The following is a 24,370-nucleotide window of genomic DNA, read 5'->3' as shown; positions in this document are numbered from 1 at the left end:
TGAAAAATTTTGAAAAAATGCTTTTAAAGCTTGTTATGCAACGATCATAGCACCGGCTATAGTTTACTTCTTGCACAAAAAAATGTATTTTATAGTGTTTTTTCTTGTTTTAAGCCTGAGTATTAGGATTTTTTACATCAATGGAAGAAAAAAATAGTGAAATCGACCGCATCGATAATCGTATTATTGATGCACTTGTTGAAAATGGCCGTATGTCTATTACCGAGCTTTCCGAGAAAGTCGGCCTTTCAAAAACACCTTGCCAATTGCGTTTAAAAAGGCTTGTCAATGAAGGCTATATCACCGGTTTTCGTGCCGTGCTCAACCCTGCAAAAATGGGACTTGAACATATCGCTTTTGCGGAAGTGAAACTTTCCGACACAAGAGAAGAAGCTTTGCGGGCTTTCAACGCCGCGGTTAAAAAAATACGGGAAGTGGAAGAATGCCACATGATTGCAAGCTCGTTCGACTATCTTTTGAAAGTGCGAACCAGTGACATCAAGCGTTACCGTATCGTTCTTGGCGAAAAAATTTCGACCTTGCCCTATGTCGCGAGTACATCGACCTTCGTAGTTATGCAAAATGTTGTAGATGCCGGTTTCAGGCGTTAATCGATATACCGGAAACCTTTAACACCTGCCCTTTATACATCAGCTTCCTCAATATGAGGTTTGGAGCTTAAAAGCCGGTCAATTAACCATAAAGCGAAACGACCATATTTCTCAATCAATTCAGCTTCGGATGCTGGTCAACAAGATTTTGCCGCTGTTCCTCGAGATCGGAGATTTTGTTTTCAATCTCGTTGACCTGATCTTCAATATAATCGAAATGTTCCTGCAAAACTTCTTTTGCCTCGGTTTTGGACGAAGCAACCGGCGTTGCGTCTTTTAGCGGACGATTGGCCGTTTCCGGCATTTTGACGGCTGCGATAAAGCCGAAAACAGCAACCACCATGAGATAATAGGCCGGCATATAAAGAGATTGCAAAGTTTCAACAAGCCAGGCTGCAATAGGCGGTGTAAGACCGGCAATCAACACTGCAATATTAAAGCAGATCGCAAGTGTTCTGAAACGTACATCAGTCGGGAAAAGTGCCGGAAGGATAGAGGCCATAACACCGATGAAACAACAAAGAAGAACAGCGAGAATGGCAATTCCACCTGCGATCATAAATACATTGTGGTGCATGACCATATAAAAAGCGGGAATAGCGAGAAAGAATTGACCGACAGAACCGATAAACAGAAATGGTTTGCGACCGATTTTATCGCTTAAAAAACCGACAAGAGGTTGCACCAGAAGCATGAAAGCCATGACAACGATGATAATAAGAACACCATGGTCATAACTGTAGCCGAGATTGACGGATAAAAAGTTCGGCATATAGGTGAGCAACATATAATAGGTCGAATTCACCGCAACCACCAACAGACAACTGATAACAATGCCGTTGAGGTTTTCCTTGATGATGGTACCGACAGATGTTGTCTCGACCTTTTCCTGTTCTTCCTCCTCGGCCGAATTGTTGTTTTGTGCCTCGTAAGTGGGCGATTCATCTAACGATTTTCTTAAATAAAGGCCGACCAACCCCAGCGGCAGTGAAATAAAGAAGGGGATACGCCAGCCCCAATTGCCCATTGCATCCTGCCCGATCACAAGAGAAATCGTCGACACTACCAAAGCACCGACAAGAAAACCGGCAATGGAACCGAAATCGAGCCAGCTTGCCATAAAGCCGCGCTTCCTGTCCGGTGAATATTCGCTGACGAAAACCACCGCACCGGCATATTCACCACCAACGGAAAGTCCCTGAATGATTTTAGCAAGAAGCAGCAAAAGTGGCGCGAATACCCCGATTGTCGCGTAAGAGGGAATGAGGCCGATAGCAAATGTGCTTGCCGACATCAAAATGATTGTAAAGGAGAGAATGTTTTTGCGACCATATTTGTCACCAAGATAACCGAAAATGGCGCCGCCCATCGGCCTGAACAGAAACGGGATGGAAAAAGTGGCAAGGGATGCAATCAATTGAACCGATTGGGGAGCGGAAGCAAAAAACGTGTGTCCGATAATGACTGCCAGAAAACCGTAGACACTGAAATCAAACCACTCTATGGCATTTCCAAGCCCCGCTGCGCAGATAACTTTTCGCAATTCTTTGTTTCCGACAATCGGAATATCTTTGACAGTAAGTGGTTGCAGTGTCGTTTCTGACATATGTTCTTCCTTATTCCTGATATGTCTTTTGAATAAAAAGGCCCGCCCCTTTTCGAGCCCACGTTCTTTTTGACCAAAAGTTCCTTTTCGAGCCAAAGACATACCCCTTCATTGAAGCGCATTAAAACGCGACGATGAAGGTCGTTTCATACCAAATTCTCACGATGCCGAGGTTTGCCCTTTCTTAAAAAAGACAATCAAGTCTTGCTTCCATCAAATCCCGGGTTAAACATAACCGGAAATTCGATAAAGGGCTAAAGACGGTTGAATAATTGCCCACAACAACGATAATGACCATCTTGAAAATTAGGGCCAGATCAATAACCGTCAACCAAAATCACATATATGAGGAGTCCAGTATAGATAATTTAATCAAAAATAACAAGTCGAGCATTAAGATGGAACTTATGATGTGGATATGTCTTTTCAACTTGAAGCTGTCGAAAACCAATCTCTGTCGGTCGTCATCTTATGATTAAGAATTTTGTTTTATACTTTAACGCAATTAATTTTAATGATGATTGAGCCATGGAAGAACTGATCTATATATTGCCATTCGATCTGCACGGAATCGAGATCGTTGTTACAATTCTTATTGTGGCACTGGTCTTGTTTTCTATTGTCATGCGGCTTTTGAAAGTTCCGCAAAAACTTATGGTGATCGCCACAGGTGCTCTTGCAATGGCAGCTTATATGGCTTTCCAGACTGATGGCCCCAGTCCGGTTCAGCCCTTGATAAATCTCGCTCAACGTCAAAAACAACTTGACCGGCAATTCGAACAAACACCATTGAAATTCGAAAATGTGACACTCACCCATGTCAAGGTACGTGCCCATTCACTTACACTTAACGTGAAAAACAACACTCCATTGGCCGAAGGATACACAAAAGACGATCTCGAAGCATATGCCAATTCTTATCTGAATAAAAATCTCGTAAAGTATTGTGGAATACTCAAGGCCGAACAAGCGCTGCCTTATCGCAAAACCAATCAGCAATATTTTGATTTGACGATCAAATCCTATTACGTCATCTTTATTGATGGGGATAAAAAGGCCAAGATGGAGATTCCGGTATCAAGCTGCGAGGACAAACCGGTTAACAGCTCCCAACCCGAGAAATCTGAAAGTCCTGAACCCGAGAAATCTGAAAGCGTGGAACCAGATAAATAAAAAACTTTTGCAAAACTATTGCCGATAAAAGTCGAAAAACGGGTTTTGCAAAACGGGCCTCATTAGAGAACCGCCCGACTTATAAGACTGTTTAGAGCTTGCCTGATTTTTATTGTTCCAATACCGCTTTTGCTGATTTTGTCGTACGCTAGCTTAAAAAACCGGACAATGATACTTTTAACAGATGTGATCGCTCTTTAAATAATAGAGACGATCGTAATTTTAAAAAACTTTTTTGCGCCAAAGTCCGGTTCTACTATTTTTCCAATGACAAAAAGTTTTGCCAATAAAACGTCTTATGACTTTGGATAGGGTGAAAACAGGTATAAAATACCCAAGCGAGGACTTAAAGGGATAAACTATGTTAGATAAACGCAAATTCTATATAAATGGCGCCTGGGTTGCGCCTGTCGAGGCACACGACCTTAATGTGATTGATCCATCAACTGAAGAAGTTTGTGGTGTTATCAGCAATGGCACGTCAAAAGACGTCGATCATGCAGTTGCAGCTGCAAAAGCAGCCTTTGAGGGATGGAAGCATACCGACCCGCAAAAGCGTTTAACCTTTGTTGAAAAAATATTGGCCATCTACAATCAGCGCAGGGGTGAAATTGCGAAGGCTATTTCAACCGAAATGGGCGCCCCGATTGATATGGCTGTAGAACAACAGGCTGCGGCTGGTGGACGCCATATTGAAACTTTCATTGATAGCTTTTTGCATTTTTCTTTCCAGAGCGAACTTGTCAAAGGTCATAAAGATAGTGCGCTTCAATATGAGCCGATTGGAGTTGTAGGTCTCATTACGCCATGGAACTGGCCGATGAACCAGATTACATTGAAGGTCATTCCGGCATTGCTAGCCGGTTGTACCATGGTTTTGAAGCCTTCCGAGATTGCTCCGCTTTCTGCATCTTTATTCGCCGATATTATTGATCAGGCTGGTCTTCCGAAGGGTGTGTTCAACCTTGTCAATGGCGATGGTGCCGGTGTTGGAACATGTCTTTCCGGTCATCCGGACATTGCCATGATAAGCTTTACCGGCTCCACCCGCGCAGGTAAGGCAATTTCCAAAAATGCAGCAGAAACACTAAAACGTGTGGGGCTCGAGCTTGGAGGCAAAGGAGCCAATCTGGTTTTCGCCGATGCCCGTGAAGATGCTGTCAAATGGAGTGTTTTAAGATGCTTCAATAATAGCGGCCAGAGTTGCAATGCACCAACCCGCATGTTTGTCGAGCGTTCGATTTATGAAAAAGCCAAAGCGACAGCAAAAGAAGTTGCCAATAATGTCAAACTCGCTGTGGCAAACGAACACGGAAACCATCTCGGACCCGTTGTATCAAAAGCCCAATTCGATAAAATTGAGGGCCTTATCCAATCGGGTATCGACGAAGGTGCAACACTTCTTGCCGGTGGAACGGGCTTACCCGAAGGTATCAATCATGGTTATTTTGTCCGGCCGACTGTTTTTGCCGATGTCAAACCGGGCATGAGAATTTTCCGCGAGGAAATTTTCGGACCGGTTCTGTCGATGATTCCTTTTGACAGTGAAGAAGAAGCCATAGCAATGGCCAATGACACGAACTATGGCTTGACCAACTATGTCCAATCCGAAGACAAGGAAAAGTGCCACCGCGTTGCAACGGCATTGCGTTCCGGCATGGTTGAAGTCAACGGTTTAAGCTTGCCGAAGGGAAGCTATTTCGGTGGCGTCAAATATTCAGGCCATGCCCGTGAAGGTGGTATCTGGGGAATCAAGGAATTTCTTGATACAAAAGCCATTTCCGAATGGTAAAATCCGAATGATAAAATAAGGTTACCCTTTCCGGCAAAAAGCCATTTACTTTTTGCCGGAAAGGCAAATTTCCGACTTTTGCAAATGGGCAGGATGGAAGTTGATCAGACTGGTAAGTGATGACACAGCCAAAGGTCAACGCGTCGATTAAGGGCTGGCAAAGAATTGTCTGGAAATGTCGTGTTCGCGTCTTCAGGCACTCATTCGTGAAGGGCAGTTGAAAATAAATCAACTTGTTATACGCAAACCGAAAACGCGGTTGAAAATTGGCGATTCAATTGAAGTTTTTTGCCGGAACCGGTTTCAGCACGCCCCAAAGGGTATGCAATAGGCCTTGATATCCTTTATAAAAAGGATGATTTTATAGTTATCAACAAACCGGCAGGCCTTGTGGTCTATTCCGGCAATGATAACGAGACGGTTCAGTCAACGCCGTGATCTGCTCCTCCGTTTTTTCCTCCCGATATTGGCCTCTTTGAAAGACCTTTGGCTTATAAGAGCATTTAAAGCTTGCCGGATTTTTATTGTTTCAACACGGCTTTCGTGTGTCTTGCCTTATTGCGACTTTTTTAAAAAAAATAAACGACAACACTTTAATACGTAGGATCACTTTTTAAATAATAGGGGCAACCGTATTTTTAAAAAAGCCGTTTGCACGGAAATTCCGGTTCTTCCAACTTTTTGAACGACAAAAAAGTTTTTCCAATATGGATGTCTATGGCTTCGGGAAAAAGGAAAACCGATATAAAATTGCCCTGCGTGGGCTTAAAGGGATAAATATGTTAGATAAACGCAAATTCTATATAAATGGTGCCTGGGTTGAGCCAGTCGAGGCACATGACCTCAAAGTGATTGATCCGTCGACGGAAGAAGCTTGTGCTGTCATCAGCAATGGTACGTCGAAAGATGTCGATCGTGCAGTTGCAGCCGCAAAGGCAGCTTTTGACGGATGGAAGCATACCGACCCGCAAAAGCGTTTAACTTTTGTTGAAAAAATATTGGACATCTATAATCAGCGCAGAGCAGAAATGGCGAAAGCTATTTCAACAGAAATGGGTGCCCCGATTGATATGGCCTTGGAACAACAAGTCGGAGGTGGTGCTTACTTTATCGAAGGCTTTATTGATAGTTTCAAGCATTTTTCTTTCCAGACCGAACTTGTCAAAGGTCATAAAGATAGTGCGCTTCAATATGAGCCGGTCGGGGTCGTCGGTCTCATTACGCCATGGAATTGGCCAATGAACCTGATCAACCTGAAGGTTATTCCGGCATTGCTTGCCGGTTGTACCATGGTTTTGAAGCCTTCCGAAATTGCCCCGCTTTCTGGTCTCTTATATGCCGATATTATTGATCAGGCCGGACTTCCGAAAGGCGTGTTCAACCTTGTCAATGGTGATGGCGCCGGTGTTGGAACATGTCTTTCCGGCCATCCCGATATTGCAATGATAAGCTTTACCGGTTCTACCGGCGTTGGCAAAGCAATTTCCAAAAATGCTTCCGACACATTAAAACATGTTGATCTGGAGCTTGGTGGTAAAGGAGCCAATCTGGTTTTTGCCGATGCCCGTGAAGATGCTATCAAATGGAGCGTTCTGGCCTGCTTCAACAATAGCGGCCAGAGTTGCAATGCACCGACCCGCATGTTTGTCGAGCGTTCAATTTATGAAAAAGCCAAGAAAATTGCGAAAGACGTAGCAAATAATGTCAAACTTGCTGTTGCGAGCGAACACGGAAACCATTTGGGACCGGTTGTATCAAAAGCCCAGTTTGACAAGATCCAAGGCCTTATCCAATCGGGTATCGACGAAGGCGCAACACTTGTTGCCGGTGGTACCGGCTTGGCTGACGGTTTCAAGCGCGGTTATTTTGTCCGCCCGACCGTTTTTGCCGATGTCAAACCGGATATGAGAATTTTCCGTCAGGAAATTTTCGGGCCGGTTCTGTCGATGATTCCTTTTGACAGTGAAGAAGAAGCCATTGCAATGGCCAATGACACGGATTATGGGCTGACCAACTATGTCCAATCCGGAGACAAGGAAAAATGCCACCGTGTTGCAACGGCCTTGCGTTCCGGTATGGTCGAAGTTAACGGTAAGAGTTTGCCGAAGGAAAGCTTCTTCGGTGGTGTCAAATATTCCGGCCATGCCCGTGAAGGTAGTATCTGGGGAATCAAGCAATTTCTTGATACAAAAGCCATCTCCGAATGGTAAGATAATGATTATCCGTCTCCGGCAAGGGGAACATTCCCTTTGCCGAAGCGGCTCAATTTCGCAACTTTAAACTTCAATAGGGCTTCATTTGATCAGACTGGTAAGTGATGACACGGCCAAAGGTCAACGCGTCGATCAATGGCTGGCAAAGAATTGTCCCGAAATGTCGCGCTCGCGTCTTCAGGCACTCATTCGTGAAGGGCAGTTGAAAATAAATCAACTTGTTATATGCGAACCAAAAACCCGGTTGAAAGTTGGCGATTCAATTGAAGTTTTTCTGCCGGAACCGGTTGCTGCACGCCCCGAAGGGGAAGCAATAGACCTTGAAATTCTCTATGAAGATGATGATCTTATAGTTATCAACAAACCGGTAGGCCTTGTTGTCCACCCCGGCAATGGCAACGAAACGGGGACAATGGTCAATGCCCTGATCTACCACTGCGGTTCTTCGCTTTCGGGCATAGGGGGCGTAAAACGTCCGGGAATTGTGCACCGTCTCGACAAAGATACAAGCGGGGTTATGGTTGTTGCAAAAAATGACCATGCACATAATGTTTTAAGCCGACAATTTGCTGATCACGGTCGACAAGGTCCTCTCGAACGCAGCTATCAGGCTGTGGTGTGGGGTGCCTTTGCGCAAAAGGCCGGTGTGGTTGACACCTATCTGGGACGTTCTTCGCGTGATCGTACAAAAAGATCCGTTGTTTCGCCCACCCAGATGGATGCGCGCCATGCCGTAACACATTACCGACTATTGGAATCTTTCGGGGAAACGAATGAAAAGGAAGCGATTGCAAGTCTGATTGAATGCCGATTGGAAACAGGACGTACACACCAGATCCGTGTGCATATGGCTCACATCGGTCATCCGCTTGTCGGCGATCAGGTCTATGGCAATGCTTTTAAAACAAAAGCCAATATGTTACCCGATGACTTAAAAGCAATTGTCAGTGCATTTCCGCGTCAAGCTCTTCATGCTGCGACACTTGTCTTTGAACATCCGTCTACCGGAAAAATCATGCGCTTTACGAGTAGCCTGCCAACTGATATGCTCAATCTTATCGGGGCATTTCGGAAATTTAGGTGAAACTATTTTGGCTTTGGCGGGTTTGTTTGATTGAACGTCAACCGGACGGATGCTTGTTTCTTAAAAAGGCCATATAGACGGTGTAATATGCTTGTTACATCCTGTACGAAAAGGATATTTTTCGTTTTCGCCTTTAATGGGAGAACGCGCTAAAGGAGGGTGCTTTATGGCCCAGACAAATTTACCATCAGTTGCTAACGGTGATGGGGGACTTACCCGCTATCTGGAAGAGATACGCCGGTTTCCTATGCTGGAGCCACAGGAAGAATATATGCTTGCAAAACGTTATCGCGAGCATAATGACCCGAAGGCAGCACATAAACTCGTTACAAGTCATTTAAGGCTCGTTGCAAAAATTGCAATGGGTTATCGTGGCTATGGTCTGCCGATCGGTGAAGTTATTTCCGAGGGAAATGTCGGCCTGATGCAGGCTGTCAAACGTTTCGAACCGGAACGCGGCTTCAGGCTTGCAACTTATGCCATGTGGTGGATCAAAGCGTCCATTCAGGAATATGTTTTGCGCTCGTGGAGCCTTGTAAAAATGGGCACCACTGCCAATCAGAAGCGGCTGTTTTTTAACTTGAGAAAAGTCAAAAGCAAAATTCAGGCTTTGGATGATGGCGACCTTAACCCCGAACAGGTCAAGGAAATTGCGACCCGTCTTAATGTCAGTGAAGAAGATGTCATTTCGATGAACCGGCGCTTGTCGGGTGACACGTCACTCAATGCGCCAATCCGTGCGAGTGAAGGTGAAAGTGGTGAATGGCAAGATTGGCTGGTTGATGATTCAAGCAGTCAGGAACAGCTATTGATTGAAGAAGACGAGCTTGAAAATCGCCGTGCCATGCTTGAACAGGCAATGGAAGGTTTAAACGATCGCGAAAAACGCATTTTCAAAGCCCGCCGTCTCTCGGAAGATCCTGTGACACTTGAAGAACTTTCAACCGAATTCGGTATCAGTCGTGAACGTGTTCGCCAAATTGAAGTGCGCGCATTCGAAAAAGTACAGAATGCCGTGAAAGCTGCTGCCATCGCGCAAAAGCGTGCATTGCTTCCGACAACACCCAAGAAACTTGCACCTGCGGCGACCAAATAAACATAACCGGAAAGTATTCCGGTTATTGTCGACAGTTTTTATCGGATAACGAAGATTTTTCTTGGTGCAGCGGAAAAACTTCGGACGAAACCGAAAAAATAAAAGCAAAAGGCTCGAAAGAGCCTTTTTTATTTTTCATTGTTCCGCTCCGGCTTGTTGAAAATTCCGCCAGACACAATGAATTTATGTGAATATTTGGGAATTTATATGAATATTCGGGAATTTACATGAATGTTTGGACGTTGATATGAAAGCCTGGTTCTTTCATGCAATTTCCGGAAGTCCCTGAAATGCCGGTATCTGTTCAACGCGTTTGACTGACCGATATTTTGATCTCTCGCATATCGGTAACGCATTTATACCGATCTTCTTTTTCACCGATTGGATCAGCAGCCTGATCAATTTGCATTCGGGCATTCGGTGGTTTTTTGAGTAAACAATGAGCGGAAATTTCAATCAGGTAGCATTTCAACTGCTACCGTTTTTCATGCGTATATTTTCCACCCTTCCTCCGTCAATGAGATACAAAACAGGAGTTAGGCGTTCCCTTTTACCCCAAGGTTATTCGTACCGGATACGGCTTCGCGTCCCCGGCTTTCCATATGCATTGGTAGTAAAAAAAGTCCAACCGCGTTATTTCGAATTCGGCAATCTAATTTTTACGATCAAACTGTTATTCGGTGTCTTCTTCACCTGTATCAGTTGATTGATTGCCATCGGTCGCTGTTTGTCCATCACCTTTCGGCGCGTTAGCTGCTCCCGCTTCACCAGTACTTGGTTCCACTGCATCGGAATCCGGTTGGGCACCTGTTGTCGGGGACCGATTTATGCCGTTTCCTTCAGCATTATCTTCGCTTTGCCCCTGAGCTTGCGGATTATCAGTTGTCACGCCATTTTCGTTGCTTTGTGCCGTCGGATTATTTGCATTGCTACCATCGGAACTCTGCTTCTCATCATAGAGCGTCGGCTTGTTGTTTTGATTGAGCCAACTATCGATCACTTGATTGAAGATAGCCTCACCATTCGGGCCTTTTGAAAAGGTCAATTCCGAAACACGTTTATTTTTATCGGTGATGACAAGACGGATCCATCCCAATTGTTTCATGAGCTGAAGATTACGATCACGGAAAGGATTGGCTCCACTTAATGCAAAGAGGAAGAAATCATCATCAATTTTCGCTTCGACTGTTCCGGTCAACTGTTGACCGGGAGCCTGCTCGCTATCCTTGAATGTCAGCTCATGAACATTATCAATCGCTTTACCTTCAAAATCGTCGGGAACAATAAAAATTGCCTCGATAAGATAGGCTGCCGGTAATGACGGATCGGTATTGCGCCGAAGTGTCAACCTCAATGACAATTTTTCGTCAGGAATTGTCACGTTACCACGCACCGCAATTTCTTCCGGATGCTGCGCAGTGGCTTTATCTTTAACCACCGACCATTGAACCGAACCGGTTTCAACTTTTTCATCCTGTTGATCGGTGCGTGCCTGATAGAATGTTGCTTCTCCCGGTTGTTCCTGGGGATTTGCAGCTCCCGTTGTTCCGGCTGAAGTTGACGTCCCTTCACCGGGTTTGGCTGCCGTTTTTGCAGGCCCTTCGTCAACTTCGCTACCATCAGCCAGAAGGCGCTGGGTAAATTTTTCTTTCGGTTGCTCGTTCGCATTGCTCTCCGCAATATGGCTTTCCGCTTCATGCGACTTGTTTTTTCCTGAAAGAAAACTCCAGGCTGTCAATAAAACACCCACCACAACAATGATAACGACCGCACTTGATAAACCGATTACAATTGCGCGTTTTCTCGCAGCACGGCGTTCTGTCCTTTTGGCAGCCTGCACAAAAATATCGGAAACGATGTCATAATCGCCGGTTTGCTGGTTGTTTCCCAAGGCTTTTGCCGACTGCTGTTCTTTTTCAGCTTGTTCTTTCTCGGCTTCCTTTTCCGCAGCGATAATGTCTTCCATATTGACCGGCTCGGCGTCCGGTACTTTTTTTACATTCGTAGAATTGGTCGAAAAAGCGTCGTCCGACTTGAGCGTTGCTTCATTACCATTGCTGTTAGTGGCAAATGTTTTATTCTCGCCTAAATAATTACGGGAAGAAGCCGTTGCCCTTTCGCCTAGATCATTGCTTGGAGTTGAGTCATCTCGTTTCGTTTCTCCAGAAAGCAAACTTCTATTGTCTCCAAGCCCGCTTGCAACACCCTGATAGTCTGTTGGTGAAGTTTGTTGCAGATCACGCTGTTCACCAGCTTTTCTTTGCATGTCGTCGGCATTCTCTTGCGGATGAATGGAAGATGGTGTTCGGGCCTCGATATGCTCCGGTTCCTGATGATTTTGTGGAGAGGCAAATGGACGAAATGCTTCGCCGGCAGGCGCCGGTTTTTCTTCAGCCGGTTTTCTAACCATAATGGTAGAAAGCAATTCCTGTTCAACCGCGACATAGTCGGCTTCAACACTTTTGATCGCGTCATCAAGCGCGTTCAATTGTGCTGCTGCCACATTTTCAGGAACATTGGTTTCGGCAAGTTTCCGCTCGACAGTTTCACGTGCGCGAGCATAAACCCGTGCCCGCAATTGTGGTGTCGGATTATTCTGGGCATCGATAGTTTTTTTTAATAACCCTGCGAAATTCGCCATCGGTTTCTTTACTTTCTAAATATCCACAACAACCGGCAGGTCTTTATTCTGCCGGTTACTTCAGATTGTTGACCGATATTGTTCTTGAACAACCTTTTCCGGTAAGTTTATCCCTCATAAAAAATAGATATAGTCTAACAAAACAATCGTCAAATTTTACTCTATCTCGGGATAAGTTGGCGGTCCTTTGCCGCCACGCACTTCAAACCTGTCTTATCTGTCTTCAAACGGGTCGGTTACAAGAATAGTGTCGAGACGCTCGGGGCTGGTTGAAAGAAGCGCCACAGGTGCGCCGATCAATTCCTCGATATGGCGGACATATTTAACCGCCTTGGCTGGCAAATCAGCCCAGCTTCTGGCACCTGCGGTCGTTGCTTTCCAGCCTTCCATGGTTTCATAAATCGGCTTCAAGCGTGCCTGAGCCCCCATAGATGACGGCATATAGTCGATCTTTTTACCGTCAAGTTCATAGCCGACACACAATTTGATTTCATCCAGTCCGTCAAGAACATCAAGTTTGGTCAAAGCAATACCGTTAATGCCGCAAACAGCAATCATCTGGCGCAGCAAAACCGCATCAAACCAACCACAACGGCGTTTGCGTCCGGTTACAACGCCATATTCGTGTCCATGTGTGCCAAGATATTCACCCGCTTCGTTTTTCTGTTCGGTCGGAAACGGTCCCTCACCAACGCGTGTAGTATAAGCCTTGGCGATACCCAGAACATAATTGATTGCACCCGGCCCCATACCTGATCCTGTCGCAGCCTGACCGGCAATTGTATTGGAAGAGGTGACATAAGGATAAGTGCCGAAATCATTATCAAGAAGTGCACCTTGTGCACCTTCAAAAAGAATTCGAGAACCGGCACGGCGCTGTTCATCGAGCAATTTCCATGTGCGGTCCATAAAGGGAAGAATATCGCCTGCAACTTCCATGAGCTCGTCATAAAGTGTTTTTGGATCAATCTCCGGCTTCCCCATACCGCGACGGAGCGGATTGTGGTGGGCAAGCAAACGTTCAATTTTCGCCATCAAAGTATCGGGTTCCGCAAGATCCATGACACGGATTGAACGACGGCCGACTTTGTCTTCATAGGCCGGCCCTATTCCCCGCTTGGTCGTGCCGATTTTAAGACTTGATGTGGCATCTTCCCGGGCTGCATCAAGATCCCGATGAAGAGAAAGAATAAGCGGTGCGTTTTCTGCTATACGCAAATTTTCCGGTGTAATAGTAATTCCTTGCCCTCTGAGCTTTTTCAGCTCTTCCACAAAGTGGTGCGGATCAACAACAACACCATTGCCGATGACAGAAAGTTTACCTCGAACAACGCCGGATGGCAAAAGTGACAATTTGTAGCTTGTTCCATCTATAACCAATGTATGTCCGGCGTTGTGTCCGCCTTGATAACGTACAACAACATCTGCACGCTCGGATAACCAGTCAACAATCTTGCCTTTTCCTTCGTCGCCCCATTGTGCGCCGACAACCACTACATTGGCCATAATCTTCTCCGTCCTATTTGAAGGTTTTTAACCTTCCTTCAGAAATAAACGGCTTTCTTATACCCAACTATAGTCTCGAGTGCGACTCTTCTTTTAGGCTTTTACGCCGAAATTTTTGAACTTTTACACCAAAAAACAAGCTCGAAAACAATCAATCAAAAACACTAAGCAATAGGAAAAAGCTTAAAAAAAATGGTCACCCTCCTCAACATTTTTCGAACGATCTCCCTTTTTCTATCTCCTGAACGATAAAGTGCTTTTCTACAACCGCAACAAGCAGATTAAACATTGCGATTTTAAAAAAATAGGCGATAGCCATTTAGACCAAAGTTGCCAAGTGCCCTGCAAATTTTAAAAATTTTGACTCTGATTTTGCCGCCATGGAACAACGGTTAACAGGCTTATTTGCATTTCATCGGATTTAAAACCGATAAAGAAGTTTTACATTTAAAATATGAACTATTCTTTCATTCTTTTTAAATCGATTTAAATCCACCCCGCGGAAACTTGCGTGATTCTCTCTTCACTTGTTCCGTATTGGTACATTATTTTCTGAAAGTGCGATTTTATTATCAAAAATTTTTGAAAAGACACTTTTCCCCTTGTTTCGACGCGAGCCATATTTTGCATTGTTCAACAATTTTAAAAGATTGTAGGATACGTCCAATTTTGAAAGTTATCCTGTTGAAAACATTTTAGTTTTCTGATTCAAAAAGGTGAATTTCTAGCCTTGATAAAAGGCAAAATGAAAAACAGCAAAAGTGCGGTAACTCCACAAAATTTGTCGTTTGTTTTTAAAAATTACGGTATCAATTCATAAAATTTTTAAATTAATTTAGATATATAAAACAATGACTTATTAAACATTACCCGATTAATTCAGCCCAGTGGTTTATCCGGTTTTAAAAAATAAACCGGCTAATTAAGATTGTCTTTTCGGTCTTAACCATTTATTCATAATTAATTGTGGATTGTTCAATATTGAAATTAATTGAACTCACAAAGAAAATATAACGTGTTACTGTGCACAAATTGGATCACATTGTCATTGGAATGTAACATCTGTGCGACGTTTTCCTGTCCATCCGGTGGGGGATTTGCCTGCGTGAACATGAGACGCCATAGTTTTTCAGGTTGCGTTCTGTCGATATCTATGGGAGGCAGTTCATGCTAAACATTTTTAAACACGCGCCGAATAAGCCGCGTGTCCCCGAAGCGGAGATCGACCCGCTTTATCGTCGTCTGCGTTGGCAGATTTTCCTAGGGATATTCTTCGGTTACGCCGCCTATTATCTCGTACGTAAAAACTTTGCTTTGGCAATGCCTTCTTTGGTCGAGCAAGGCTTTACCCGTGGTGATTTGGGGTTTGCCTTATCGGCTGTCTCTATCGCTTACGGTTTTTCAAAATTCATTATGGGGGCGGTATCCGACCGTTCCAATCCGCGTGTTTTCCTGCCTGTCGGTTTGATTCTTGCGGCAGTTGTTATGCTGATTATGGGCTTTGTTCCGTGGGCAACATCAAGCATTGCTGTCATGTTCGTGCTGCTGTTCATTTGCGGCTGGTTCCAGGGAATGGGTTGGCCTCCATGCGGGCGCACAATGGTGCACTGGTGGTCACAAAAAGAACGTGGCAGTATCGTTTCTTTGTGGAACTGCGCCCACAATGTCGGTGGTGGTCTTCCTCCGATCCTGTTCATGCTTGGTATGGCATGGTTTAATGATTGGCATGCAGCCTTTTATATGCCGGCTTTTGCCGCCATTCTGGTTGCCATTTTTGCCTTTGCAATGATGCGCGATACACCGCAATCTTGCGGTTTGCCGCCAATTGAAGAATATAAAAACGATTATCCTGAAAACTATTCGGAAAAGAACGAAGTCGAGCTTACGACCAAGCAGATCTTCACCCAATATGTTTTGCCGAACAAGCTGCTCTGGTATATCGCTTTTGCCAATGTTTTTGTTTATCTGCTGCGCTATGGCGTTCTTGATTGGTCACCGACTTACTTGAAAGAAGTCAAGCACTTTGCAGTCGACCAATCGTCATGGGCTTATTTCTTCTATGAATATGCAGGTATCCCCGGCACTCTTCTGTGCGGCTGGATGTCCGATAAGGTATTCAAGGGCAATCGTGGTGCAACCGGCGTTTTCTTCATGACATTGGTGACCATTGCCACTGTTATTTACTGGCTTAACCCGCAAGGCCACCCCAATATCGACATGATCTGCATGATCGTTATCGGCTTTTTGATCTACGGTCCTGTTATGCTGATCGGTCTTCATGCTCTCGAATTGGCACCAAAGAAAGCGGCCGGTACTGCTGCCGGCTTTACCGGTCTTTTCGGTTACCTTGGTGGTTCGGTTGCTGCAAGCGCAATCGTTGGCTACACCGTCGACTATTTCGGCTGGAACGGTGGTTTCCTTCTCATGATCGGTGGTGGTGTCGTAGCTGTCATCCTTCTTGCAATCGAAATGATTGGCGAACGCAAGCAGCATGCTAAAGAGCAGGCACACTGATCGGCGTTAATCCGATAAAGTGGCGTCTGTCACAGAAAGTAAGTGCATTATGAAAACACTATTAGGCATGTTGATGGCCGGACTGGTGCTGATGGGGGCAACCTTCAGCACCACCGCCAACGCCGATGACAAAGTTGTTATTGCACACCGCGGAGCCAGCGGTTACCTGCCCGAACATACGCTTCCGGCAAAAGCAATGGCTTTTGCACAAGGAGCAGATTATCTTGAGCAGGATCTGGTCATGACAAAGGATGACCAGTTGGTGGTCTTGCATGATCATTACCTTGATCGCGTAACAGACGTTGCGGACCGTTTTCCCGACCGCGCCCGTAAGGATGGACGTTATTATGCGATCGATTTCACATTGGCTGAAATCAAATCACTGAAATTCAGCGAAGGTTTCACGGTAGAAAACGGCAAGAAAGTGCAAACTTTTCCGGGTCGTTTTCCGATGGGAAAATCCGATTTTCGGGTTCACACTTTCGAGGAAGAAATCGAATTCATTCAGGGACTTAATCATTCTACCGGAAAAAATATCGGTCTCTATCCCGAAATCAAAGCGCCCTGGTTTCATCATCAGGAAGGCAAGGATATAGCCACGCGCGTTTTGGAAGTTTTAAAAAAATACGGTTATACCAAAAAATCTGACAAAATTTATCTCCAATGTTTTGATGCCAACGAGTTGAAACGCATTCGCAACGAACTTGAGCCAAAAATGGGCATGGATTTGAAGCTGGTGCAGCTCATCGCCTACACAAAATGGAATGAGACCGAAGAGCAACAGCCCGATGGTAAATGGGTAAACTACAGCTATGACTGGATGTTGGAACCCGGTGCCATGGAGAAAATTGCGCAATATGCCGATGGTATTGGCCCCGATTATCATATGTTGATAGCCGATAGTTCTACCAACGGACATATAATCATAAACGGAATGGTCAAGGAAGCGCATGAGCATCAACTAGAAGTTCATCCTTTCACAGTAAGAGCCGACCAGTTGCCACCTTACGCAAAAGATGTAAACGAGCTTTACGATGCGTTGTATCGGCAAGCCGATGTCGACGGATTGTTCACCGACTTTCCTGATAAAGCGGTAAGCTATCTCCATTCACATCCGTGATGTTTATAAAAGAAAGGATTTCCCGTAAAACTATGGGAAATCCTCACTTAATCAAATATCTTTTTGTTATGATTATCAAAAGATTTGAAACGCTCATCCCATCTGTTTCTGATTTTGAATTCTCTTACACGCGTTTCATCTGGCTCCACTCTTCCCGATAACGGTTGTCGCATAACTGTTGAAGCGTTTGTTAAATCTATCACACTTTTCTTAACACCAATCCTGAAATGGACGGTCGTGCGGGTGCAAGCGCTTTTGTCATTTCAAAGCGTTTCATAAACAATAACCTCTTACGCTACAAAAATTTCAATTCGTGATTTCTTACAACGATCAGATAACTTCAGATAAAAGATGCTTTAAAAGCGATATTTCTTTTATTTTTTCTCTATCAAGAATTGAGATAATTTTACTCTTCAAAAAATTAAATATTTTATCGAAAATGCGAACAACGCATGCTGTTTCCATGTGTGAACTCATCATTTTTCTTTGTTAGCGAGCGAAAACGCAATTAGTAACGACCAATCGTTTTCCGCATAAAGAAAGTTCAAAGAATGGATGGATGAACCCTATGATATTTTGAAATTTTCGGACAGTTAAATAGATTGTTTTAAAATATAATCAAAATTGAATTTTTAAAAATAAAAAGCCGAAACAGGACACGGTTAAAATAAATCAGAAATTCCATTTCATTCCGATATATAAAGAACTCGACAAATAATTATTTTTAAAATCTTAATACAAGAACATCGGTAAAAAATGATATTGATTTGAAAGAATGGACTTGGTTGACAGGACCGACGAGACGGGACTGATAAAGCTGAAAATCGGCATCATTTACAAAACTTCAGCGTCGATGCACCATGTAGCGGGCATCTTCGCTATAAGTCAGCAATTTCTGTTTCAATATTTCTGAAACTTCCACCTGTTTAAACCCGTTCTTTTGCCAAAAGGGTTGTGATCCGTGAACAGCAACAAGAGAAAGTGTTTCGAGTTTTTTCCGCTTGGCTACATTGAACAGTAGCTCTACCGCTTTTTTGCCATTCACCCCGCCTTGCGCTTCAGGCAGTAAAGCAAGATCGTGAATATAGAGCGTATCACATTTTTCCGGAAGTTTATGCAGCAACCGATCGAGAGCAGGAATGGAATTCACTTTGAACGGATGGGCAAGGCAATAACCATAGATTGTGCTTGTTCCGGAGACTGAACTTTTATCTGAAATGTTTCCGGAGGCAGGATTTCCGTCGGAAAATACAAAGCAGGACGAAGGAGAAAGATTAAACTTTTCTTCGAGCACTGCATCCTCTTCCGGAAAATCCGGATGACAAAGTGAAGCGATCCGGCAGACATCTGCCAGATCGCTTTGTTTCATTGGACGCCAATATTTCACGGTTCGATCAACCGTTAGCGACATCGAATTCCAGAGGTTGAGTGTGTTTGATACCCTTTATCTTGCGCAATTCATCAAGCACTTGATCAGGAATACGTGCATCAAGATAAAGAAGCGCGATTGCATCTCCGCCCGGTTCATTGCGTCCCAAAGCGAAGTTTGCAATATTCACGCCGGATTTCCCGCAAATCGTACCGATTGTACCGATAATTCCCGGTGTGTCGGTGTTGGTGATATAAAGCATATGCGGGCCGACCTCGGCATCAAGATTGATACCCTTGATCTGGATAAAGCGTGGTTTGCCGTCAACAAAGCAGGTTCCGGCAATAGAACGTGTGCGCTTCGATGTTTTGACCGTCAGTTTGATATAGCCATCAAAAATACCGGATTTATCGCGCTTGACTTCAGAAAGAATAATACCGCGCTCTTTAACGAGAACCGGCGCTGATACCATGTTGACATCGGCAAGCTGCGGACGAATGAGACCGGCCAATGCGGCACTGATGAGCGCGCGCGTATTCATGGCAGCGGTTGAGCCGTCAAACAGAATTTCGACTTCCTTGATGTCTTCCTCGGTCGATTGACCAACAAATGCACCGAGAACTTCGGCAAGTTTGACAAACGGCTTCAAACGCGGTGCTTCTTCTGCCGTAATTGAAGGCATATTGATTGCATTGCTGACAGCGCCGTTGATGAGATAATCCGACATCTGTTCGGCAACCTGAATAGCAACGTTTTCCTGTGCCTCTGTTGTCGACGCACCAAGGTGCGGTGTGCAAACGACATTATCAAGGCTGAAAAGAGGATCATCAGCAGCCGGTGGCTCGACTTCATAGACGTCAACTGCGGCTCCTGCAATTTTGCCCGACTTTAAAGCGTCGACGAGGTCTTTTTCGACAACCAGCGCACCGCGTGCACAATTGATAAGTCTTACGCCATCCTTCATCTTGGCAATCGTTTCGGCATTGATGATATGACGGGTCTTATCGGTGAGCGGTGTATGCAAAGTAATGAAATCGGCGCGCTTCAACAGATCGTCCAATTCAACCTTTTCGACACCAAGTTCTTTGGCTCGGGCATCCGAGAGGAACGGGTCATAGGCAATCACTTTCATTTTCAATCCGACACCGCGGGTTGCAACAATCGAACCGATATTGCCACATCCGATAATACCAAGAGTTTTGCCGGTAATTTCAACACCCATAAACCGGCTTTTTTCCCATTTGCCGGCTTTGGTCGATTTATCAGCAGCTGGCAATTCGCGAGCAACAGCAAACATCAATGCAATGGCATGTTCTGCGGTTGTTATCGAATTGCCGAATGGCGTATTCATGACAATAATACCGCGCCGTGAAGCGGCCGGAATATCAACATTGTCAACACCGATACCGGCACGACCAACAACTTTCAGGTTTTTCGCTGCAGCGATAAGTTTTTCCGTTACCTTGGTTGCCGATCGGATTGCCAGACCATCATATTGATCAATAACTTCGAGAAGCTTTTCTTTGTCTTTACCGAGTTCCGGCTTGTAATCGACCTCAACGCCGCGATCTTTGAAAATCTGGACAGCAGTCGGGGATAGTTTATCAGATACGAGTACACGAGGTGCCATTATGGCCTCCAAAAATTTTGTAAAATGGGGGAATGAGCGGCCTTGAAACAAGCCGCTACAAGGGAATTTTTAAAGAGCTGCTTTTTCAGCCTTGAAAGCCCAGTCGAGCCATTCCGTCAATGCCTGAAGGTCGTGAGCTTCGATAGTGGCACCTGCCCAGATGCGCAAACCTGACGGTGCATCGCGATAGGCCCCTATGTCATGAGCGACACCGGCTTTTTCGAGACGGTTAACAATGGCTTTGGCAAATGCTGCCTGTTTGTCGGCATCGAGGTTAACCACTGCGGGATCGACAATTTTGAAGCATACTGAAGTATTCGAGCGGGTTGCCGGATCTGTGGCCAAAAATTCGATCCACGGAGTTTTTGCAACGAATTTGTCAAGAACAGCAAAGTTCTCGTCAGCCCGTTTCATCAGTGTTTTCAAGCCACCAATCGACTTCGCCCATTTCAACGCATCAAGGTAATCCTCAACACAAAGCATAGACGGCGTATTGATTGTTGCGCCTTCGAAAATACCTTCAATGAGTTTTCCGCCTTTTGTCATGCGGAAAATTTTTGGCAGCGGCCATGCCGGCGTATAGGTTTCAAGACGTTTCACCGCGCGTGGTCCCAGAATAAGCACACCGTGGGCACCCTCGCCACCCAGCACTTTTTGCCAGGAGAATGTTACAACATCAAGCTTCGAGAAATCGAGATTTTGTGCAAATGCTGCGGATGTTGCGTCGCAAATCGTAAGCCCCTTACGATCAGCCGGAATAAAATCGGCATTGGGAACGCGCACGCCGGAGGTTGTTCCATTCCATGTGAAGACAACATCACGATCAAAATCGACTTTGGTCAAATCCGGCAATTCACCGTAAGGCGCTTCCAACTTGCGCACATCGGTCAATTTCAATTGTTTGACAACATCTGTAACCCAGCCGGAACCGAAGCTTTCCCATGCCAGCATGTCAACGCCGCGGGCTCCAAGGAGCGACCAAAGTGCCATTTCAACAGCACCGGTATCGGATGCGGGAACAATGCCGATACGATAATTTGCAGGAACTTCCAGCACTTCGCGGGTAAGGTTGATTGCCTCTGCCAGCTTGGCTTTACCAATTTTTGCACGATGTGAACGACCAACCGGCGCATCAGCAAGCGCTTCAACCGTCCAACCGGGACGCTTTGCACAGGGACCAGAAGAGAAATTGGGATTGTTCGGGCGCACGCCCGGCTCGTTTAAATTTGTCATATTAATCTACCCTTTCAGATAGCTCGCCTCTCGTTGGGAAGAGGTGGCCCGCTCACGTGGTTATCCGAAAGCTTCTATCAATACAAGTAAAAAAATAGATTATCACAAATTATTTAGCCTAAGTGGTTTTTAGACAAAGTTTTTCAATGTATTGTTTAAGTGTTATTTTTCCTCTCAGCGTTTTATTCAAAGGCGGCCAATCTCCACTTATTGTCTTTAGCGCCATTCGAGTAAAAGACATTGCACTTGTTTTCGAAAATCTCAAAGAAAGATAATATTTTTCAATATCTTCCCTGTTCACTCCTTCGAGCTTTATGGGCTTTCCGAGTGCCGCTTCAAAGGCGGATGCGACATCTTGAACCGTGTAACGTTCCGGCCCTTCAATATAATGAATGCCAGCCTTTCCATTTTCGACAAGCTTTGTCAGATAATCGGCAATATCGCGGGGAGCGACCATTGGAATGATAGAATGCGAAGGATAAATGGTGGTCAGACATCCTTTTTCGACAATCCCATTAAGTGCAAAATCCCAATTGGACATATAAAACGCTGCCCGAACAATCAGCGCTTCCGGATAAATCTCTTTAACCTTCTCCTCCAATGAATAAAGGCTTCCTAAATCTCCGATATGGTCACCTTTTTGAGCACCATAAGTTGACTGCACAATGACTTTTTCAAGATTCGTGTTTTCAAGAGCACGCGCAATCGCTGCAATTGTTCTGCGCTCTTCAACATCAACATCATGAACAGAATTCGCGGGCGGATTAAGGATATAAACACCGCTTGCCTGTTTCAAAACCTCATTTAACGAGCGGTGGTCGGAAATATCGTTTTCTGCGAGTCTGGCGCCAAGCTTGACAAGGTTTTCAGCACGTTTTCCGGAACGGGTTATCACCGTCACATCCCTCCCCGAACGCAGCAGATTTTTTGCGAGCTCCGAACCGATATGGCCGGTTGCACCCATCACGACAAACATGTTTCACCTCTCTTTCAAAAACCGTTAGCCTATCAGATAACGATAATCATTCTTGTCGGGAAGAGCTAATAAAACTATGATGAGCTTTCAAACGGGACGGGTGCAGGATGAAACAATTGCATTGGATAAAAAGCTTAAGTCTTATGATCATTCCGCTTTTGTTTTTAAGCGGTTGCCAATCGGTTCCCAAGCTCAAATCACCCGATAATATTTACGAGTTCAACACCCGCCCGACAAATGAAGTTGGCATTCCGGCCGATGTCCTGAGGCGTGCCGCTTTTACGGCAGAACGTCGCGGCTATCGTTATTTTACAATCAATGACACATCCGAAGGTGCCCAGACTTCAAAAATGCCGACTTTTGGCATTAATTACGGACGCGATCCTTATGGTTTTTCCGACCCTGGCGCTGACAGTACAGGAGGTGGAATTTCAATGGATTTGCCGTTGAATACGCGCCGCATCCATTGGGTTGTCACCATGATGCATACGCCCGAAGCACAATCGACCAAAGTTTATGATGTAACCGAGGTTATTGCAAAATAGATTTTCAACAAGTTGGTCTCTTCAAGTTCAAGATAAAAATTGCATTTTTTTAAAAAACTGCTGTCATATAGCAGTTATAAAAACAATATTTTTACAAAAACTTGGGGAAGAGCACTAATTTGCAAAACTCGCCTTTTAAAAAAATCGCTATGCAGCGTATGGAAGGCAGTGCTTCATTCAGCACGATTTATAACGATGACCACTCATCATTGGAAAAGCTTTATCAATCGGGATCATTAAAACTGCGGTTCCCGCTTTATCCGGACAAACATTTCGAGGCTGTGCAAATCAATACAGCCGGCGGCGCAACCGGCGGAGACAAGCTTTTCTGGAAATGCGAGCTCGGCGAAAAAACACAAGCAACAATCACCACCCAAGCCGCGGAAAAAATATACCGCTCGCTTGATGGACAACCCGTTGAAATAGATGTTTCACTCGAATTGAAGTCAGGTGCTACGCTTTTCTGGCTGCCTCAGGAAACGATTTTCTTCGATCAAAGCGCACTCCAACGCAACATCACTGTCAAGATGGAAGAAAATGCAAAACTCCTCATGGTTGAAAGTTTTGTTTTCGGTAGGAAATTGATGGGTGAAACGGTCAACAGCGGTTCTCTTGACGATCGTTGGCAAATCCGCCTTGGCAATAAACTTGTCCATTTCGAAGCTTTTAAAATCGCTGGCGATATCGCGCAACAATCCACTCGTCCCGCAATTTTTAACGGCAATCAGGCCATTGCCAGTGTTCTTTACATTGCTGATGATTATCAAAGCAAAAAAGAGGCAGCGAGAGAGATTATCGGGCAATCCGGAGGGGTCTCTGCGTGGAATGGCAAGCTTCTTGCAAGGATTATAGAAAAGGACTCCTATTTTCTGAAGAAAAGGTTGGTTCCTTTGGTAAATCTGCTGACAAAAGGGGCAGGTGTGCCGAAATTTTGGTCAATTTAGGTAAAGGTGAACAATGATACTTACCGAAAGAGAGAAAGACAAATTGTTGATCTCTATGGCAGCAATAGTCGCAAGGAAACGGCTCGAACGGGGTGTCAAACTCAATCATCCGGAAGCGGTTGCTATCATCAGCGATTTTGTTGTCGAAGGCGCTCGCGATGGTCGGACCGTTGCCGATCTCATGGAACAAGGCGCTTATGTATTGCGCCGCGACCAGGTCATGGAAGGCATCCCTGAAATGATTGAAGATATTCAGGTTGAAGCAACATTTCCCGACGGTACAAAACTTGTCACTGTCCACCATCCTATACGTTAAG

The 24,370-nt window shown here is 44.9% G+C and carries 20 protein-coding genes; 13 read left to right on the top strand and 7 right to left on the bottom strand.

The window, feature by feature from the left end:
- The first annotated feature begins 140 nt into the window (after window positions 1-140).
- Window positions 141-611 carry an Lrp/AsnC family transcriptional regulator gene (locus PEB0122_RS03585; protein ID WP_075869240.1) on the top strand — a complete coding sequence of 157 codons (471 nt, stop codon included), beginning with the start codon at window positions 141-143 and terminating at the stop codon, window positions 609-611.
- Between the two features lie 115 nt (window positions 612-726).
- Here PEB0122_RS03585 and proP read toward each other — a convergent pair whose 3' ends face one another.
- The gene (proP, locus tag PEB0122_RS03580) at window positions 727-2,217 is read right to left on the bottom strand and encodes a glycine betaine/L-proline transporter ProP (RefSeq protein WP_075869876.1); all 1,491 of its coding nucleotides are present in this window, start codon (window positions 2,215-2,217) and stop codon (window positions 727-729) included.
- Between the two features lie 528 nt (window positions 2,218-2,745).
- Here proP and PEB0122_RS03575 point away from each other — a divergent pair.
- The 7 genes from PEB0122_RS03575 (at window position 2,746) to rpoH (ending at window position 9,575) form a co-directional block, all read left to right on the top strand.
- Window positions 2,746-3,390, top strand: coding sequence for a hypothetical protein (locus tag PEB0122_RS03575; RefSeq protein WP_075915488.1), 645 nt, complete (start codon window positions 2,746-2,748; stop codon window positions 3,388-3,390).
- Window positions 3,391-3,751: 361 nt separating this feature from the next.
- A complete protein-coding gene (locus PEB0122_RS03570; RefSeq protein ID WP_075915487.1) occupies window positions 3,752-5,182 on the top strand; it encodes an aldehyde dehydrogenase family protein in 1,431 nt (476 codons plus the stop codon).
- Between the two features lie 175 nt (window positions 5,183-5,357).
- Window positions 5,358-5,513 carry an RNA-binding S4 domain-containing protein gene (locus tag PEB0122_RS12005; protein WP_143238784.1) on the top strand — a complete coding sequence of 52 codons (156 nt, stop codon included), beginning with the start codon at window positions 5,358-5,360 and terminating at the stop codon, window positions 5,511-5,513.
- Window positions 5,471-5,620, top strand: a complete 150-nt coding sequence (locus PEB0122_RS11795; RefSeq protein WP_198935995.1) for a hypothetical protein — start codon at window positions 5,471-5,473, stop codon at window positions 5,618-5,620. Before PEB0122_RS12005 ends, PEB0122_RS11795 begins: the two co-directional genes overlap by 43 nt.
- A gap of 341 nt (window positions 5,621-5,961) precedes the next feature.
- The gene (locus PEB0122_RS03565; RefSeq protein WP_075915730.1) at window positions 5,962-7,392 is read left to right on the top strand and encodes an aldehyde dehydrogenase family protein; all 1,431 of its coding nucleotides are present in this window, start codon (window positions 5,962-5,964) and stop codon (window positions 7,390-7,392) included.
- Between the two features lie 88 nt (window positions 7,393-7,480).
- A complete protein-coding gene (locus PEB0122_RS03560) occupies window positions 7,481-8,479 on the top strand; it encodes an RluA family pseudouridine synthase (protein ID WP_075915055.1) in 999 nt (332 codons plus the stop codon).
- A gap of 166 nt (window positions 8,480-8,645) precedes the next feature.
- Window positions 8,646-9,575 carry an RNA polymerase sigma factor RpoH gene (rpoH, locus tag PEB0122_RS03555; protein ID WP_075869878.1) on the top strand — a complete coding sequence of 310 codons (930 nt, stop codon included), beginning with the start codon at window positions 8,646-8,648 and terminating at the stop codon, window positions 9,573-9,575.
- A 673-nt stretch (window positions 9,576-10,248) separates the two neighbouring features.
- Here the strand turns inward: rpoH and PEB0122_RS03550 are convergent.
- The gene (locus PEB0122_RS03550; protein ID WP_075915486.1) at window positions 10,249-12,216 is read right to left on the bottom strand and encodes a hypothetical protein; all 1,968 of its coding nucleotides are present in this window, start codon (window positions 12,214-12,216) and stop codon (window positions 10,249-10,251) included.
- Between the two features lie 213 nt (window positions 12,217-12,429).
- Window positions 12,430-13,722, bottom strand: coding sequence for an adenylosuccinate synthase (locus PEB0122_RS03545; protein WP_075869246.1), 1,293 nt, complete (start codon window positions 13,720-13,722; stop codon window positions 12,430-12,432).
- 1,167 nt (window positions 13,723-14,889) lie between these two features.
- Here PEB0122_RS03545 and glpT point away from each other — a divergent pair.
- Both glpT and glpQ read left to right on the top strand, forming a co-directional pair.
- Window positions 14,890-16,236, top strand: a complete 1,347-nt coding sequence (glpT, locus tag PEB0122_RS03540; RefSeq protein WP_075869248.1) for a glycerol-3-phosphate transporter — start codon at window positions 14,890-14,892, stop codon at window positions 16,234-16,236.
- A gap of 49 nt (window positions 16,237-16,285) precedes the next feature.
- The gene (gene glpQ, locus PEB0122_RS03535; protein WP_075915485.1) at window positions 16,286-17,356 is read left to right on the top strand and encodes a glycerophosphodiester phosphodiesterase; all 1,071 of its coding nucleotides are present in this window, start codon (window positions 16,286-16,288) and stop codon (window positions 17,354-17,356) included.
- Between the two features lie 844 nt (window positions 17,357-18,200).
- On the opposite strand, the gene PEB0122_RS03530 is transcribed toward glpQ, so the two are convergent.
- The 4 genes from PEB0122_RS03530 to PEB0122_RS03515 all read right to left on the bottom strand — a co-directional run bounded on the left by PEB0122_RS03530 (window position 18,201) and on the right by PEB0122_RS03515 (window position 22,564).
- Complete coding sequence (locus PEB0122_RS03530) at window positions 18,201-18,725, bottom strand: GNAT family N-acetyltransferase (RefSeq protein WP_225867783.1); 525 nt, start codon at window positions 18,723-18,725, stop codon at window positions 18,201-18,203.
- Window positions 18,726-18,750: 25 nt separating this feature from the next.
- Complete coding sequence (gene serA / locus PEB0122_RS03525; RefSeq protein WP_075915483.1) at window positions 18,751-20,355, bottom strand: phosphoglycerate dehydrogenase; 1,605 nt, start codon at window positions 20,353-20,355, stop codon at window positions 18,751-18,753.
- Window positions 20,356-20,424: 69 nt separating this feature from the next.
- Window positions 20,425-21,588 (bottom strand): phosphoserine transaminase, encoded by a 1,164-nt coding sequence (locus tag PEB0122_RS03520; RefSeq protein WP_075915482.1) that lies wholly within the window; start codon window positions 21,586-21,588, stop codon window positions 20,425-20,427.
- 118 nt (window positions 21,589-21,706) lie between these two features.
- A complete protein-coding gene (locus tag PEB0122_RS03515) occupies window positions 21,707-22,564 on the bottom strand; it encodes an NmrA family NAD(P)-binding protein (RefSeq protein ID WP_075915481.1) in 858 nt (285 codons plus the stop codon).
- Window positions 22,565-22,671: 107 nt separating this feature from the next.
- Between PEB0122_RS03515 and PEB0122_RS03510 the strand changes: the two genes are divergently transcribed.
- The 3 genes from PEB0122_RS03510 to PEB0122_RS03500 all read left to right on the top strand — a co-directional run bounded on the left by PEB0122_RS03510 (window position 22,672) and on the right by PEB0122_RS03500 (window position 24,369).
- Window positions 22,672-23,109 carry a hypothetical protein gene (locus tag PEB0122_RS03510; RefSeq protein ID WP_075869254.1) on the top strand — a complete coding sequence of 146 codons (438 nt, stop codon included), beginning with the start codon at window positions 22,672-22,674 and terminating at the stop codon, window positions 23,107-23,109.
- 119 nt (window positions 23,110-23,228) lie between these two features.
- The gene (locus PEB0122_RS03505) at window positions 23,229-24,053 is read left to right on the top strand and encodes an urease accessory protein UreD (protein ID WP_143238783.1); all 825 of its coding nucleotides are present in this window, start codon (window positions 23,229-23,231) and stop codon (window positions 24,051-24,053) included.
- A 13-nt stretch (window positions 24,054-24,066) separates the two neighbouring features.
- On the top strand, window positions 24,067-24,369 hold the full coding sequence (locus PEB0122_RS03500; RefSeq protein WP_075915066.1) for an urease subunit gamma: 303 nt from the start codon (window positions 24,067-24,069) through the stop codon (window positions 24,367-24,369).
- The last annotated feature ends 1 nt before the right edge of the window (window position 24,370 follow it).

The sequence above is a fragment of the Ditibartonella apis genome (genome assembly GCF_001952075.1).
In the GTDB taxonomy this organism is placed as follows: domain Bacteria; phylum Pseudomonadota; class Alphaproteobacteria; order Rhizobiales; family Rhizobiaceae; genus Bartonella; species Bartonella apis.
This window is presented reverse-complemented; position numbering and strand designations above follow the sequence as displayed.

Excerpts from the sequence above, each read along its gene's own strand:
- proP (WP_075869876.1), bottom strand. The coding sequence starts at position 2,217 with ATGTCAGAAACGACACTGCAACCACTTACTGTCAAAGATATTCCGATT.
- PEB0122_RS03565 (WP_075915730.1), top strand. The coding sequence starts at position 5,962 with ATGTTAGATAAACGCAAATTCTATATAAATGGTGCCTGGGTTGAGCCA.
- rpoH (WP_075869878.1), top strand. The coding sequence starts at position 8,646 with ATGGCCCAGACAAATTTACCATCAGTTGCTAACGGTGATGGGGGACTT.
- PEB0122_RS03575 (WP_075915488.1), top strand. The coding sequence starts at position 2,746 with ATGGAAGAACTGATCTATATATTGCCATTCGATCTGCACGGAATCGAG.
- PEB0122_RS03545 (WP_075869246.1), bottom strand. The coding sequence starts at position 13,722 with ATGGCCAATGTAGTGGTTGTCGGCGCACAATGGGGCGACGAAGGAAAA.
- PEB0122_RS03570 (WP_075915487.1), top strand. The coding sequence starts at position 3,752 with ATGTTAGATAAACGCAAATTCTATATAAATGGCGCCTGGGTTGCGCCT.
- glpT (WP_075869248.1), top strand. The coding sequence starts at position 14,890 with ATGCTAAACATTTTTAAACACGCGCCGAATAAGCCGCGTGTCCCCGAA.
- serA (WP_075915483.1), bottom strand. The coding sequence starts at position 20,355 with ATGGCACCTCGTGTACTCGTATCTGATAAACTATCCCCGACTGCTGTC.
- PEB0122_RS03510 (WP_075869254.1), top strand. The coding sequence starts at position 22,672 with ATGAAACAATTGCATTGGATAAAAAGCTTAAGTCTTATGATCATTCCG.
- PEB0122_RS03515 (WP_075915481.1), bottom strand. The coding sequence starts at position 22,564 with ATGTTTGTCGTGATGGGTGCAACCGGCCATATCGGTTCGGAGCTCGCA.
- PEB0122_RS03530 (WP_225867783.1), bottom strand. The coding sequence starts at position 18,725 with ATGAAACAAAGCGATCTGGCAGATGTCTGCCGGATCGCTTCACTTTGT.
- PEB0122_RS03550 (WP_075915486.1), bottom strand. The coding sequence starts at position 12,216 with ATGGCGAATTTCGCAGGGTTATTAAAAAAAACTATCGATGCCCAGAAT.
- PEB0122_RS03520 (WP_075915482.1), bottom strand. The coding sequence starts at position 21,588 with ATGACAAATTTAAACGAGCCGGGCGTGCGCCCGAACAATCCCAATTTC.
- PEB0122_RS03500 (WP_075915066.1), top strand. The coding sequence starts at position 24,067 with ATGATACTTACCGAAAGAGAGAAAGACAAATTGTTGATCTCTATGGCA.
- glpQ (WP_075915485.1), top strand. The coding sequence starts at position 16,286 with ATGAAAACACTATTAGGCATGTTGATGGCCGGACTGGTGCTGATGGGG.
- PEB0122_RS12005 (WP_143238784.1), top strand. The coding sequence starts at position 5,358 with ATGTCGTGTTCGCGTCTTCAGGCACTCATTCGTGAAGGGCAGTTGAAA.
- PEB0122_RS03585 (WP_075869240.1), top strand. The coding sequence starts at position 141 with ATGGAAGAAAAAAATAGTGAAATCGACCGCATCGATAATCGTATTATT.